Origin of the sequence: Tissierella pigra, assembly GCF_009695605.1 — a bacterium.
GTDB lineage: Bacteria > Bacillota > Clostridia > Tissierellales > Tissierellaceae > Tissierella > Tissierella pigra.
Genome location: NZ_VUNQ01000032.1, coordinates 1 through 14,210, shown reverse-complemented (window position 1 = coordinate 14,210; position 14,210 = coordinate 1). Strand labels below are relative to the sequence as shown.

The 14,210-nt window shown below is 30.7% G+C and carries 15 protein-coding genes; all 15 read left to right on the top strand.

Annotated elements, in window-relative coordinates:
* The first annotated feature begins 148 nt into the window (after positions 1-148).
* On the top strand, positions 149-502 hold the full coding sequence (locus FYJ83_RS13350; protein ID WP_154441260.1) for a DUF1622 domain-containing protein: 354 nt from the start codon (positions 149-151) through the stop codon (positions 500-502).
* Positions 503-520: 18 nt separating this feature from the next.
* Positions 521-1,429, top strand: coding sequence for a nucleoside hydrolase (locus FYJ83_RS13345; RefSeq protein ID WP_154441258.1), 909 nt, complete (start codon positions 521-523; stop codon positions 1,427-1,429).
* Between the two features lie 88 nt (positions 1,430-1,517).
* Positions 1,518-3,293, top strand: coding sequence for an indolepyruvate ferredoxin oxidoreductase subunit alpha (gene iorA, locus FYJ83_RS13340; RefSeq protein WP_154441256.1), 1,776 nt, complete (start codon positions 1,518-1,520; stop codon positions 3,291-3,293).
* A gap of 1 nt (position 3,294) precedes the next feature.
* Positions 3,295-3,861 carry an indolepyruvate oxidoreductase subunit beta gene (locus FYJ83_RS13335; protein ID WP_154441254.1) on the top strand — a complete coding sequence of 189 codons (567 nt, stop codon included), beginning with the start codon at positions 3,295-3,297 and terminating at the stop codon, positions 3,859-3,861.
* Between the two features lie 247 nt (positions 3,862-4,108).
* Positions 4,109-4,426, top strand: a complete 318-nt coding sequence (locus FYJ83_RS13330) for a hypothetical protein (protein ID WP_154441252.1) — start codon at positions 4,109-4,111, stop codon at positions 4,424-4,426.
* Positions 4,427-4,436: 10 nt separating this feature from the next.
* Entirely contained in the window at positions 4,437-5,498 is a 1,062-nt protein-coding gene (locus FYJ83_RS13325; protein WP_154441250.1) for a V-type ATPase subunit, read from the top strand.
* Positions 5,498-7,432 (top strand): V-type ATP synthase subunit I, encoded by a 1,935-nt coding sequence (locus FYJ83_RS13320; protein ID WP_154441248.1) that lies wholly within the window; start codon positions 5,498-5,500, stop codon positions 7,430-7,432. The genes FYJ83_RS13325 and FYJ83_RS13320 overlap by 1 nt, the downstream gene beginning before the upstream one ends.
* Positions 7,433-7,446: 14 nt before the next feature.
* Positions 7,447-7,869 carry an ATP synthase subunit C gene (locus tag FYJ83_RS13315; protein ID WP_154441246.1) on the top strand — a complete coding sequence of 141 codons (423 nt, stop codon included), beginning with the start codon at positions 7,447-7,449 and terminating at the stop codon, positions 7,867-7,869.
* Position 7,870: 1 nt separating this feature from the next.
* Entirely contained in the window at positions 7,871-8,176 is a 306-nt protein-coding gene (locus tag FYJ83_RS13310; protein WP_154441244.1) for a V-type ATP synthase subunit F, read from the top strand.
* A gap of 11 nt (positions 8,177-8,187) precedes the next feature.
* Complete coding sequence (locus FYJ83_RS13305) at positions 8,188-8,817, top strand: V-type ATP synthase subunit E (RefSeq protein WP_154441242.1); 630 nt, start codon at positions 8,188-8,190, stop codon at positions 8,815-8,817.
* Positions 8,810-10,582 carry a V-type ATP synthase subunit A gene (locus tag FYJ83_RS13300; RefSeq protein ID WP_154441240.1) on the top strand — a complete coding sequence of 591 codons (1,773 nt, stop codon included), beginning with the start codon at positions 8,810-8,812 and terminating at the stop codon, positions 10,580-10,582. Before FYJ83_RS13305 ends, FYJ83_RS13300 begins: the two co-directional genes overlap by 8 nt.
* An 11-nt stretch (positions 10,583-10,593) precedes the next feature.
* Positions 10,594-11,970 (top strand): V-type ATP synthase subunit B, encoded by a 1,377-nt coding sequence (locus tag FYJ83_RS13295; protein WP_216585876.1) that lies wholly within the window; start codon positions 10,594-10,596, stop codon positions 11,968-11,970.
* Between the two features lie 9 nt (positions 11,971-11,979).
* The gene (locus FYJ83_RS13290; protein ID WP_154441238.1) at positions 11,980-12,591 is read left to right on the top strand and encodes a V-type ATP synthase subunit D; all 612 of its coding nucleotides are present in this window, start codon (positions 11,980-11,982) and stop codon (positions 12,589-12,591) included.
* 318 nt (positions 12,592-12,909) lie between these two features.
* Complete coding sequence (locus tag FYJ83_RS13285; protein ID WP_154441236.1) at positions 12,910-13,422, top strand: hypothetical protein; 513 nt, start codon at positions 12,910-12,912, stop codon at positions 13,420-13,422.
* A 417-nt stretch (positions 13,423-13,839) separates the two neighbouring features.
* Positions 13,840-14,019 (top strand): hypothetical protein, encoded by a 180-nt coding sequence (locus FYJ83_RS13280; protein WP_154441234.1) that lies wholly within the window; start codon positions 13,840-13,842, stop codon positions 14,017-14,019.
* Positions 14,020-14,210: the final 191 nt, after the last annotated feature.

The window sequence follows — 14,210 nt, the reverse complement described above, 5'->3', positions numbered from 1 at the left end:
ACCTTTAGTCCATGATTTAAATTTGGACTAAAGGTATTTTTAGTATGTAGATTGGCATAAATTATATACTAACATAATATATTGATTTATGTTAAAATATAGGGGTAATGTATTATCCCCTGATATTATACAAAAGAGGAGAGAAATTATGATAATTGAGGAATTTTTAGAGCTTATAATACCATATATTACTGGCTCCCTAGAGGCTATTGGTGTAGCAATTATTACAATAGCAGCTTTAAGGGGAATTTTTCAGTTTATAAAAAATGGGTTTGATTTTAGGGATGATAAGGTGGCCATTGACTTTGCTAAAGCAATGTCACTTAGTTTAGAATTTAAATTAGCGGCGGAAATTATAAAAACAGTAATCATAAGAACAATAGACGAATTTATTATACTTGCAGCAGTAGCAATACTTAGGGTAGTTTTAACCTTTGTACTGCATTGGGAATTGAAAAACGGAACAAAGAATATGGAATTACCAGAAGAAAAATCTATTTAAGTTATCTGGGGGGATAATATGAAAAGACCAATTATTATAGACTGCGATCCAGGATTAGATGACGCAGTGGCTTTAATACTTGCTCATAAGGTGGAGGATATTGATGTATTAGGGTTAACAACTATAGTTGGAAATGCCAGTGTAGAAAACACAAGTAGAAATGCCTTAAATATATTGGATACTATTGGATGGAATATACCAGTCATAAAAGGAGCTGACCAGCCTATAGGCAGAGAGAGGAAACTACCCAATAAAAGAAAGGGACTAGGTCATGTAGTATTACAGGAATCTGAAAGAGAACTTTATAATATAAATGCAGTAGATTTTATATACAATGAAGCTATAAAGCATAATGGACAGTTAGAAATCTTAGCTATAGGACCTATGACTAACATTGCAAATACTCTACTAAAGTATCCAGATATAAAAAAACTAATAAAAGCCATAACATTTATGGGTGGAGCTACAGGAACAGGAAATATTACACCATGGGCTGAATTTAATATGTATGTAGACCCTCATGCTGCAGATATAGTATTTAAATCTTCCATACCTTTAACTATGGTAGCATTAGATGTAACCAAAAGGGCATTTTTAACCTTAGAAGATACAGATTATTTTTTATCTTGTAATAATATCCATAGTAGGTTATTTGCAGATATTCTCCTTGCAATCCATAAGAGAGAGTGTTTATGGAGAGAAGATGCAATTGAAATCCATGATGCAGTGGCTTTTATTGCTATGATTTTGCCAGAAATAATTAAAAAGAAGAAGTTTCATGTATCAATAGAAACCAATAATAAAGGGTCATTAGGATCTATACTTTTAGATTATAGAAATATTCCAGAATCAGACAAGAATATGGATATATCAGTAGATATAGATGTGGAAAAGTTTAAATCTTCCCTTAAGAAATTGGTCTGTTAAATTTTCAATTTAAATTTTCAAATTTTATTACAAATTAGAACACTTTTGATATAATAGTATAAACACCATAAAAAGTAGGAGGGATTCTATGAAAAAGCTTTTAACAGGAAATGAAGCTATTGCAAGAGGAGCCTATGAGGCAGGATGTTTAGTTGCAGCAGCTTATCCTGGAACACCAAGTACTGAAATACTTGAAAATATTTCTACATATGAGGAAATATATTCAGAGTGGTCTACAAATGAGAAGGTAGCTTTAGAAGTTGGAGCAGGTGCATCTATAGCAGGAGCTAGGTCCTTAGTTTCTATGAAGCACGTGGGACTAAATGTAGCAGCAGATCCATTGTTCACCATAGCTTATGAAGGAGTAAACGGAGGACTTATAGTTATAACTGCTGATGAGCCAGGTATGCATAGTTCACAAAATGAACAGGACAATAGACTGTTTGCACCTCATGCAAAAGTGGCTATGGTAGAACCATCAGATAGTCAGGAATGTAAAGATTTTATAAAGCATGCTTTTGAAATCTCTGAAACCTATGATACCCCAGTATTGTTTAAGGTAACTACTAGAGTTTGCCATAGTAAAGGTGTAGTTGAATTAGGAGAAAGAACTGAAGTGGGAATTAAAGAATATGTAAAGGACCCTAAAAAGTATATAATGGTTCCAGCAAATTCTAAAGCTAAACATATAGAAATAGAAACAGATAGGCTTCCAAGACTTAGGGAGTATTCAAATAATAGTCCATTAAATAGAATTGAATGGAATGATAAAAAAATAGGAATTATTACATCAGGTGCATCTTATCTTCATGCAAAGGAAGTATTTGGAGACACAGTATCATACTTAAAAGTAGGCTTTAGCTATCCATTGCCAGATAAATTATTTAAAGAATTTAGCGATGGAGTAGACAAGCTTTATATAATAGAAGAAAATGAACCATATATGGAACAATTTATTAAAGCTATGGGAATAGAATGTATAGGTAAAGAAATATTCTCAGTTTGCGGAGAAATAAATCCACAAATCATAAGAGAAGCAATTCTTGGTGAAAAAGTAGAAGAAACATATAACCTAGATTTAGAAGTATCATCAAGACCACCAGCATTATGTGCAGGATGTCCACATAGAGGAATATTCTATGCTTTATCTAAACATAAAAATAAAGTAGTAGTTACCTCAGATATAGGCTGCTATACTCTAGGCGCTATGCCACCATTAGGTATGGGAGATACTGTTATTTGTATGGGTGCTGGAATTACGGCAGGTATTGGATTTGACAAAGTTAATCAGATGGCAGATAGAGGTAAGAAAGTATTTGGATTTGTAGGAGATTCTACGTTCTTCCATTCTGGTATGACCGGATTAGTTAATGCAGTATATAATAAGAGCAATATGGTAGTAGTAATTCTAGATAATAGAATAACAGCCATGACAGGACATCAAGAAAACCCAGGTACTGGTAAAAGTATATCTGGTGTAGAAGCGCCAATGATTGATATAGAAGGCTTAGTTAAAGCTATAGGTGTAAAAGAGGAAAATATAAGAGTAGTAGATCCATATAAAATGGATGAAAATACTAATGCAGTAAAAGATGCCTTAGAAGCAACAGAGCCTTTTGTAATTATTACAAAACAGCCTTGTGCACTTATTAAAGATGTACAAAAAAGAAGAGCAGGATTACATTGTCAAGTCAATCAAGACAAATGTAGAAAGTGTAAGACTTGTTTAAGAATAGGTTGTCCTGCAATATCCATGAAGGATAATGTAGTAAGTATGGATACTTCCATGTGTAATGGTTGTACAGTATGTCTACAAGTCTGTCCATTTAATGCTATAGAATCTTTTGGAAAAGAGGTGGAGTAAGTTGACTAAGTCTTTACTTTTAGTAGGTGTAGGTGGTCAAGGTACAATTTTAGTATCTAAAATATTATCAGAAGGATTATTGGAAGAAGGATATGATGTAAAAATGTCTGAAATCCATGGAATGGCCCAAAGAGGTGGTAGTGTTACTACTCAGATTAGATTTGGTGATAAAGTATATTCACCAACTATAAATAAAGGAGAAGCAGATGTATTAGTTTCTTTTGAGAAATTAGAAGGGGCAAGATATGTATCCCAACTTAAGAAAGATGGCACACTTATAGTAAATGAAGAAGAAATGTGGCCACTTCCAGTTTTAGCAGGAATGGAGAAGTATCCTGAAGGAATAATGGAAGAATTAAGAGATAAAATTGACAATGTAATATCAATAAATGCAAGAAATATAGCAGAAGAACTTGGAGAACCAAGGTGTCAAAATATAGTAATGCTAGGATTAATAGTTAAAGCTTTAGGACTAGAAAATATTGATTGGAAAGAAAAAATAAAAAAATTCCTTCCAGAAAGAGTCCATGATGTGAATTTAAGGGCATTCGAGAGAGGTATAAACTAATATAAAAAAAGACTGTAGTATTTTTCAAAAATACTACAGTCTTTTTTTATATTTATTAAGTTTTTGTAATAAATACAAAAACCTAGTAAAAGAAAGAATAAGTTAGATTTATAAAGAAAAGAGAAGATAGTATAAAAATTATTATAGAAAACCTATTTATATTAATTTATCGAGTATAAAGAAGGTATTATCATGGTTTACATAACAGATAATAGGAGTATAATGAGTTAGTCAAGGAGTGATTTATATGGATGAAATTGTTAAAAAAGTTATTAGTATTGATAAAGATACTACAAGTATGAAACAAAGAACCGAAGAAATTATAAATCAAAGAGAAAGTCAGCTAAAAGAAAGTCTCCAGGAATTAGAAAGGAGATTTATGGAAGAAGGAAAGAAAGAGGGGGAGGAGATATATATAAAAATCATCAAAGATGGTGAAGAAGAAATAAAAAGGTTAGAATCTAAAGATAGCAAAATTTTAGAGGATATTGAAAACTTCTATAAGGAAAAAAAGAAAAGATTAATTGAAGATTTATGGATTGATCTATTTAAGGCAGAAGAATAGAGGGATATTTATGGGGAGTGAAAGAGTTTTTGCAGCCATAAACACTAAAATTAGAGTTCTAAAGGCTAAATTATTGGATAAAGAAGATTATATTAGTTTAATGGAAAAGGAAACCATAGAAGAACAAGTTTTATATCTAAAGGAGAATACTAGTTATAAAGAAGCTTTAAAAGATATAGAGGATTTAGAGGATATTAAACAAATAGAAATAGAGCTTGAAAGAAATCTAATCCATGAGTTTGAAAGGATAATAAAATATTTTACTGGTGGATATAGGGATTTATTTAAGGCCCTGATTCTTAGATATGAAATTGAGGATTTAAAACTATATTTAAGGGCATTTGGTAGAGATGAAGGTAAGATAAAGACGAAAATTAATCATTTAAGCCTTTTAAGTGAAAAGGATTATAGTTTTGATCCCAGTGAATTGAAGAATGCCTCTAACTTAGAGGAATTAGTGGAAAACCTGAAGGGGACTATCTATTATAATTCTTTAAGTCCATATAAAAAGGAAGATCCTCAAAAGATTATCTTTTATATGGAAATGAATTTAGATAGGCTATATTTTAATCTTTTACGTAATAGCTCTAAGAACTTAAATAAAGAAGATAGATTGATTTTTGAAGAAATTCTTGGAAGAAATGAAGATCTATTAAATATTGAATGGATATATAGGGGACTTAAATTTTATAATTTAATCCCAGAAGAATTAATAAACTACACATTACCTTACGGATATGAATTAAATTATAAGAATTTAAGGAAAATGTGTTATTCAAATATATCTGGACTTGAAGAAATGGTTTTATCTACCTCCTATGGTTTCTTATTTGATACTGAAAAAGATGTAGATTTATATATGGAAAGAAGAATTCAGAGATATATTTATTATAGGTTTTTAAGTGCATTTAAAAAAGCAAAGTTTGATATAACTCTGCCCTTCGCATATTTTCATCTTTTAGAGTATGAAATAAGAGATATTGTTTCTATACTAGAAGCTAAAAAATATGGTCTAAAAAAAGAAGAAATGAAGGAGTATTTAGTAAGGAAAATTGAAGGAAGTGATAAATAATGGCTGTTGAAAAGATGACCATGGTTAATGTCATTGGAAATATCTCTGATGCAGATAATGTTCTAAAGGATATAATTTTGTCTGGGAAGGTAGAATTAGTATCTGCATTATCTCAAATTGAAGACAATAGTTTTGTTTTTAAGGTAGAAGATGAAAACTTAGAAAAAGTAATAGATTTAAACTATATATCATCCTTTCAGAAAGATAAGTCTCACGAAGGAATTATCAAAAAAGGAGAAGAATTAAAGGAAATCTTCCATATTGAATCAAATATGGAGCCTGATTTAAAAGAAAATGTAGATATACCTAGTATTTCTAAGGAATTAGAAAAAATATATAATGAAGTGAAAGCACCTAATGAAGAACTAAAGAAATCTCGAGAATCATTAGAAAAAATAGAAGAATTTTATAGAAGTTTTTCACAAATAAAGGATTTTCAGATACCAATAGAGGAATTAAAAAATCTTTCATACTTTGATTTTAGAATTGGAGTTTTATCTAAAGAGGATAGATTAAAACTTAAAAAGAATTATGAGAATATATTAGCAACAATTCTTCATACAGGAACAAGTAAATATGGAGAAACTTATTTAGTAATGTATCCATCAACAATAAGAGAAGAAATGAATAGGATTTTAAGGTCTTTAAACTTCAGTGAGATTTCAATACCTGAGGAATATAAAGGTACTCCAAAGGATATGATGGAAGTTTTAGAATCTAAGAAGAATGAGCTAATAAAAAATATAAAATTATTAGAACAACATTTAAATGATTTGGAGAATGAATATAAAGATAGGATTGTGAAAATAGTAAATCATTTAAATGTAAAAGGAAAAATCGAAGATATTAAAGAGAAATTAGCCAGGTCCAATAGATTTTTTTATTTATCAGGCTGGGTAGCTAAAAAGGATAAGAAAAAGATAGAGGGAATATTAAAGGATTATAAAGACATCCTTATAATGTTTAAAGATGACCTGGATATTACACCTCCCACTAAATTAAGAAACTTTTGGCTTTTTCGACCATTTGAATCATTAGTTAAAATGTATGGTATGCCGTCTTATAATGAATTAGACCCTACTCCATTTTTATCTATATCTTATATGCTGCTATTTGGTTCAATGTTTGGAGATTTAGGTCAAGGGTTCATATTATTACTAGGTGGATTGATTTTATCCAGAAAAAATAAGATGTTCGGTGGTTTGTTAGGAAGATTAGGTGTTAGTTCCATGATATTTGGAGGATTATATGGGGCTGTATTTGGATTTGAACATCTTTTGCCTGCCATTTTAATTAAACCCTTTGAAAATATAAATACAGTATTGGTATCAGCAGTATTTATAGGTATAGGGCTTATTCTTATGGCTTATATCTATGGAATGATAAATAGTATAAAGAGAAAAGACGTAGAAGAGGGACTATTTGGAAAAGAAGGTTTGGCAGGATTTTTATTTTATTTATGTCTGCTTATATTAGTGGGTGGGAAACTTTTAAATAAGCCAATATTATCAATGGAAATAGGCATAGGTATCATTGTCATTTGTATATTGGTAATGATATTCAAACAGCCACTTACTCATTTTATAATGAATAAACGTCCTCTCCATGGAGAAGATGTAACTGGATATTATATAGAGTCTGTATTCTCAATTATAGAGACACTTTTAAGTATGTTAAGTGGTACAGTTTCTTTCATAAGGGTAGGAGCCTTTGCTTTAACTCACGTAGGTTTATTTATAGCCTTTGAAACCATAGGAAAAATGATAGGAACTACAACAGGAAATATTATAGTTCTTATTATAGGAAATATTGTAATCATCGGTATGGAAGGTCTTATAGTGTTTATCCAGGGTTTGAGACTTCAATATTATGAGTTATTCAGTAGATATTATAAAGGTGAAGGAACAGAATTTGACCCTGTAAATATTAAATAATAGGAGGAATTTAAATGCAATTTATATTAATATCAACAACTTTAATGGTTCTAATGACAATAGGAACTGGGATTTTTATGATTTACAACAATATGGAAGGTAACAAGAAGAAATTAAAGAAGATTTTAAGAGCTAACTTATTCGTATTTTTACCACTACTTGCAGCAGCTGTAATAACTTTAGTACCAGGAGCAATTAATGCAGAAACAACATCAAGTGCATCCCCTTCAGGTATGGGATTTATTGCAGCAGCTTTATCTACAGGTTTAGCAACTATAGGTGCAGGATATGCAGTTGCTGTAGTAGGTGCTTCAGCCTTAGGAGCTGTATCAGAGGATTCAAGTATACTAGGTAAGACGCTTATTTTCGTAGGTCTTGCAGAAGGTATTGCTATTTACGGACTTATAGTATCTATCTTGATTTTAGGAAGGTTATAATATGAAATCCTTCTTAATCAGCCATAATGAGGATGCCATAATAGGACTTAGGCTTGCAGGAATAGAAGGAGTTTTAGCAAAGGATAAAGAAGAAACACAAAAATATTTTGAAGAAGCTGTAGGGAATCCAGAAATTGGAATAATCATAATAACAGAAAAGATATTTGAAGAAATAGAAGAACAGGTATTGGAACTAAAAAAAACCTTTGATTCTAAGCTTATAACTACTATTCCAGATAGAACTGGTCTAAGGGACAAAAACTTTATTATGAGATATGTAAAGGAATCCATAGGTATAAAAATTTAGGTGGTGAAACGATGATTACTATTGATAATAAGTTAGATATTTTCTATAGATTAGTTTATAAAGATGAAGAAGAAAAATGTAAAAAACTTTTAGAAGAACAAGAGGAGAGAAATAAAAAGATATTAGAAGAAAAGACATCTAACCTTACAAAGGCTAAAGAGGATTTAATAGAGAGAAAAAGGAATATAGCTGAAATTGCAAAGAATGAAATGATTTCTAAAGCCATTGAAAATAATAGAGAAAGAATACTTTCAAAAAGAGAAGAGCTTTTAGTAGATTTAGTTGAGGCTTTAGAAGAAAAGTCAAGGGAATTTACTAAAACTAAGGCTTATGAAAGCTATGTTTTAAGTAAAATCAAGAATTTAATTGATGAAATAGAGGAAGATAGTATCATTATAGGATTAATGGAAGAAGACATAGAAAAACTTCAAGGTGCTATTGTAAAACTGGGCAAAGAAAACAATAAGGATATATCCTGTAATGTGGTTAAAAGGGATTTAATTGGTGGATTTATATTGTCAGACAAAAACAGGACTTATAATTTGGATAATAGCTTCAAAACCATTATATCTGCAAATAGATATGAAATTGGTAAAAAATTATATGGTTCTTTAGAAAAGACAGGTGATTTAAATGGATAATTTAATAGGTAAAATCTCTATGATAAATGGTCCTGTAATACTTGGAGAAGAAATGACTGGATTTAAAATGAGAGAGATGGTATTGGTAGGGGAGAAAAAACTTATTGGTGAAATTATATCCATAGATGGAGAATATGGTACAGTTCAAGTATATGAAGAAACAGAAGGTTTAAAAAGAGGAGAAAAGATAGTTTCAACTGGAAAACCTCTATCTCTGAAATTAGGACCAGGTATGCTTGGTAATATGTTTGATGGTATACAAAGACCACTGAAAAAAATAAGAGATGATTTTGGCAGCTTTATTCCAGAAGGTATAGGTCTTATATCCATAGATGAAGAGAAATTATGGGAAGTAAGTATAAATGTAAAGCTAGGAGATTATCTTAAAGAAGGAGAAATCTTTGGTACAGTACAGGAAACATCTTTAATTAACCACAAGCTTTTAGTTCCTGTAGGATTAGAGGGTAGAGTAATTACAGTAATAAAAAATGGAAAATATAATATTGAAGAAAAATTAGTTGAATTAGAAGATAGAGAAGGAAATAAACATTCACTTAAAATGTATCAGGAGTGGCCTGTTAGGATTTCAAGACCAACTAAAGAAAGACTGCCTATAACTAAACTTTTAGCCACAGGCCAAAGGGTACTAGACATTTTCTTTCCCATAGCCAAAGGTGGAACCGCAGCAATTCCTGGCGGATTTGGTACAGGAAAGACCATGACTCAGCACCAATTAGCAAAATGGTCCGATGCAGATATTATAATCTATATCGGCTGCGGTGAAAGAGGAAATGAAATGACAGAAGTACTAGAGGATTTTCCAGAATTAATAGATCCTAAAACTGGAAAAGCCATAATGGAAAGAACCGTTCTTATAGCCAATACATCTAATATGCCAGTAGCCGCAAGGGAAGCAAGTATTTATACAGGAATCACCATGGCAGAATACTTTAGAGATATGGGATACCATGTGGCAATAATGGCAGACTCCACCTCCCGTTGGGCAGAAGCTCTCCGTGAAATATCAGGAAGACTAGAGGAGATGCCAGCAGAAGAAGGTTATCCAGCATATTTGCCTTCTAGACTTGCTCAATTCTATGAAAGAGCAGGATATGTAAAATCTCTTTCAGGTAATGAAGGTTCTGTAACTATTATAGGTGCTGTGTCTCCAGCAGGAGGGGATTTCTCTGAACCAGTTACAGAAAACACCAAAAGGTTCGTAAATGTATTTTTAGGACTAGACAGAGAATTAGCTTACTCAAGACATTACCCAGCTATAAACTGGTTAAATAGTTATAGTGGATATATGGAAATGTTAAAGAACTATTATGAAATGGAATTAAATGAAGAAGTAGAAGGGCTTCGTGGAAAGATGTTGAGACTTTTATTTGAGGAAAGCAGACTTCTTGAAATAGTTCTTTTAGTTGGTGAAGATGTATTGCCTGATGATCAAAGATTAATTCTTGAAATTGCAAGGGTTATAAAGATTGGATTTTTACAGCAAAATGCTTTTCACAAGGAAGATACCTATGTACCTTTAAGGAAACAACTAGAAATGTTAAAGACCATAGATTTACTGTATGAAAGAGGGTTACAATCTGTAAAGAAAAATATTCCTATTTCTAAAGTAAGGAATGGAGAACTTTATGATGAAGTTATTAAGATGAAATACTCTATACCTAACGACAATATAGAAAAGATAGAAGAACTAAAAAATATGATTAATGATTTTTACAATAAATTAGAATTAGATTATTCTAAATAGTAGGTGATCAAGTGAAAAAAGAATATTTAGTATTAGATAAGGTAGAGGGAGCATTAATTGAATTATCAAAAGTTCATGCAGTTGGATATGGAGAAATAGTTGAAGTCGAAAATAATTTAGGTGAGAAGAAACTTGGCAGAGTTATTAAAATAGATGGAGATAAAGTAGTAGTACAGGTTTTTGGTTCTACCTTAGGTCATTCTGTGGAAAATACTAAGGTAAGCTTTGAAGGGAGACCCTTTGAGATCCCATTATCTAAGGATATACTAGGAAGAACTTTTAATGGAATAGGTATACCAATAGATAATGGTGGAGATATATATGCAGACAACTTTTACAATGTAAATGGAAGACCTATAAATCCTGTATCTAGAGAATATCCAAGGGACTATATTCAAACGGGAATATCGTCCATAGACGGACTTATTACCCTTATTAGAGGTCAGAAGCTACCTATATTTTCAGGTTCAGGTTTACCTCATAATGAGTTGGCGGCACAAATAGTTAGACAGGCAAAGATTAAAGTAAAGGGCCAGGAAAGAAATAATTTTTCCATAGTCTTTGCAGCCATAGGTGTAAAACATGATGAGGCGTTTTTCTTTAAAGAAGCCTTTAAAAAAGCAGGAGTTCAAAATAAAGTAGTTATGTATATTAACTATGCAGATGACCCAATAATGGAGAGGATCATAGCACCAAGAGCAGCTTTAACAGCAGCAGAATATCTTGCTTTTGAGGAAAACCAACACGTATTAGTTATAATGACAGATATAACAAGTTATGGTGAAGCTCTTAGAGAGGTTTCTTCCCTAAGAGAAGAGGTACCTAGTAGAAGAGGCTATCCAGGGTATCTTTACTCTGATTTGGCTAGCTTATATGAAAGGGCAGGTATGCTAAAGGATAGGGAAGGTTCTGTAACTTTGATACCAATACTTACCATGCCAAATGATGATATAACACACCCTATACCAGATTTAACTGGCTATATAACAGAGGGACAAATAGTATTATCAAGGGAGCTTCATCAAAAGAATATATATCCACCTATAAATGTACTTCCTTCATTATCGAGACTTATGAAGGATGGTATAGGAGAAGGATATACAAGGGTAGACCATCCAGATGTATCTAACCAATTATTCTCTGCATATTCTAAAGTTCAGGATATTAGAGCTTTGGCACAGATAGTGGGTGAAGAGGATTTATCAGATAAAGATAAGAAATATATGGAGTTTGGAGATGCCTTTGAAGAAAAGTTTGTAACTCAAAAGTATAATGAAAACAGAGATATGGAGAATACATTAGACTTATCATGGAATATTCTTTCATTATTACCTAAGGAAGAATTAGATAGATTAGATCCAACCTTAATAGAAAAGTATATGAAATAAGGTGATTAAATGGCAGTATATAAAATGACACCGACAAAAGCAAATCTAATTAAAGCTAAGGGTTCTCTTGGATTTGCAAAGAAGGGCTATGAATTATTAGATAGAAAAAGAACAGTTTTAATTAGAGAGATGATGTCTCTCATAGATAGAGCAAATGTTTTGCAGGAAAGAATAGATACTGAGTTTAAACAAGCCTATGAAGCTTTAAAATTAGCCAATATAACCATAGGCAGTGAATATGTAAATGAGTTGGCAAGTTCTATTGAAAAAGAGAAAGACTTTAATATATTATTTAAATCTGTAATGGGAGTAGAGGTTCCAATTATAAAAAGAGAAGACACAACTCTTACTACAGAATATGGATTTTTTAGAACAAATCCAGCCTTTGATAAGGCTGTACTAAACTTTACAGATATAAAAAATCTTATATATGAATTAGCAGAGCTAGAAAACTCAGTATATAAACTAGCCATGGAAATAAAAAAGACACAAAAAAGAGCCAACGCCCTAGATAAAATCCAAATCCCTAAATATACTTCTACTATTAAATATATAGAAGAAGTATTGGAAGAGAAAGAAAGAGAAGATTTCTTTAGATTAAAGAGAGTTAAGGGAAAATAATAAAAAGGGACTGTTGCATAACTATTAAATTAGTTATGCAACAGTCCCTTTTAATATTTTAGTGATAAATATGCAAAAATTGTAAGTTTCAACAAAAACATATATAAGTTTCAACAAGTTCCTCAAAACCTATTGTTTTTTATTGTATAATGAATATACAAAAAATAACAAAGGAGATGATTCGTTTTGATTTTGAAACAGTCTCTTTTTATATGGAAATAACCACTCACTTCTCAAAAAGACCACTTAGTCCAGAGTCCAACAAATATAAAATTAATCTGATATAATTATTATAAAATAATAAAGGGGATAGAAATAATGCCTAAGAAAAAGAGTCTATTTATTTCTTTAATAATATTTATTTGCTTATTTTTGTTATTAATAGGAAATTATTATAGTTCAAAAAACTTTTACAATATTCTAGATAATAATGAAAAGGTAAAAGCAAAAGTGGAATTTACTACACCAATTTTAAATCAAGAGCCATATCAACAATTCAATATAATGTTACAAAATGGGGATACAGTCTTATTGGGAGGTGAAAAAGAAAAAAGATTATCATTAAAAAAAGGCGATAGAATTTCTGTTGAAATAGAAGGTCGCCCTATATTAGGACAAAGCGAAAGCGAGAAATATGTAACAGATAAAGCCTTAAATGTAGAACTTATAAAGTCTAATATTGTTAATGATAATGTTAAACATGATGACTTAAAATCCCCTAAAGATGATATTATGTTAGAAGTTTTAGAAGATGGCAAATATTATATTGCTGTTACAAATTTTTCAACAAACTATTTTTTTGTTGAAAGCATAAAATATGGAAGGGAGTAAGGTAGAATGAGAAAGTTTTATCCCTATTTTTTTTAATACCAAGGACATTTGTAAAAGCAGAACAAATTGATAGTGGTTTAATTGATTTGACTTCTCAAGAAATAAGTGAATCTAGAGTTATAAATTATGATGAAATGATTGAAATTTTAGTTGAGGATGGTTATATAAAATCTCAGTATTAGGGGCATTATATTCTTCTGGGACCGTCACTGTTGACGGAGGAGGAAAGGTAGAAATAGGAGAGGGTAAAACTGCTGAATTTGGAATTTCTAGAGCTGGAAACTTCTACGATACAGTTTCAGGTAGTACTTATTATAGACGTTAAATTTAATTTTAAATGAGGAATAGCAAATATGAAAATAAAGATTTCCTAAAGGAATTTTATTTTCATATTTTATTTACAGAAAGGAGGATAATATGAATAAAAAAGTTAGCTTGATTTTAAGTATATTAGTAATAATATATCCCTTTTTATTAACAGGAAGTATTACAGGTAATTATTTGGTAGAACCTATGAATTATATTGCTTTTATAATGAAAGTTTTATGTTTTATAATAGGAGTATATTTTATAAATAAATATTATTTAGAACAATAAACCATTCTACAAAAAAAATTTATCTTTAAAATTCAATTATTATTAAAAAAGAAGGACTTTTGCCTTCTAGTGTTGCATTTAGGAAACAATTAAATATTGACAAAGTGAGAATCCCTTGGATGATATAAATTACATCCAAGGGATTCCTAATTCTACAGTGTAATACATAATTGTCTAATATTACCATATAG

Excerpts from the sequence above, each read along its gene's own strand:
- FYJ83_RS13350 (WP_154441260.1), top strand. The coding sequence starts at position 149 with ATGATAATTGAGGAATTTTTAGAGCTTATAATACCATATATTACTGGC.
- FYJ83_RS13345 (WP_154441258.1), top strand. The coding sequence starts at position 521 with ATGAAAAGACCAATTATTATAGACTGCGATCCAGGATTAGATGACGCA.
- iorA (WP_154441256.1), top strand. The coding sequence starts at position 1,518 with ATGAAAAAGCTTTTAACAGGAAATGAAGCTATTGCAAGAGGAGCCTAT.
- FYJ83_RS13330 (WP_154441252.1), top strand. The coding sequence starts at position 4,109 with ATGGATGAAATTGTTAAAAAAGTTATTAGTATTGATAAAGATACTACA.
- FYJ83_RS13325 (WP_154441250.1), top strand. The coding sequence starts at position 4,437 with ATGGGGAGTGAAAGAGTTTTTGCAGCCATAAACACTAAAATTAGAGTT.
- FYJ83_RS13320 (WP_154441248.1), top strand. The coding sequence starts at position 5,498 with ATGGCTGTTGAAAAGATGACCATGGTTAATGTCATTGGAAATATCTCT.
- FYJ83_RS13315 (WP_154441246.1), top strand. The coding sequence starts at position 7,447 with ATGCAATTTATATTAATATCAACAACTTTAATGGTTCTAATGACAATA.
- FYJ83_RS13310 (WP_154441244.1), top strand. The coding sequence starts at position 7,871 with ATGAAATCCTTCTTAATCAGCCATAATGAGGATGCCATAATAGGACTT.
- FYJ83_RS13305 (WP_154441242.1), top strand. The coding sequence starts at position 8,188 with ATGATTACTATTGATAATAAGTTAGATATTTTCTATAGATTAGTTTAT.
- FYJ83_RS13300 (WP_154441240.1), top strand. The coding sequence starts at position 8,810 with ATGGATAATTTAATAGGTAAAATCTCTATGATAAATGGTCCTGTAATA.
- FYJ83_RS13290 (WP_154441238.1), top strand. The coding sequence starts at position 11,980 with ATGGCAGTATATAAAATGACACCGACAAAAGCAAATCTAATTAAAGCT.
- FYJ83_RS13285 (WP_154441236.1), top strand. The coding sequence starts at position 12,910 with ATGCCTAAGAAAAAGAGTCTATTTATTTCTTTAATAATATTTATTTGC.
- FYJ83_RS13280 (WP_154441234.1), top strand. The coding sequence starts at position 13,840 with ATGAATAAAAAAGTTAGCTTGATTTTAAGTATATTAGTAATAATATAT.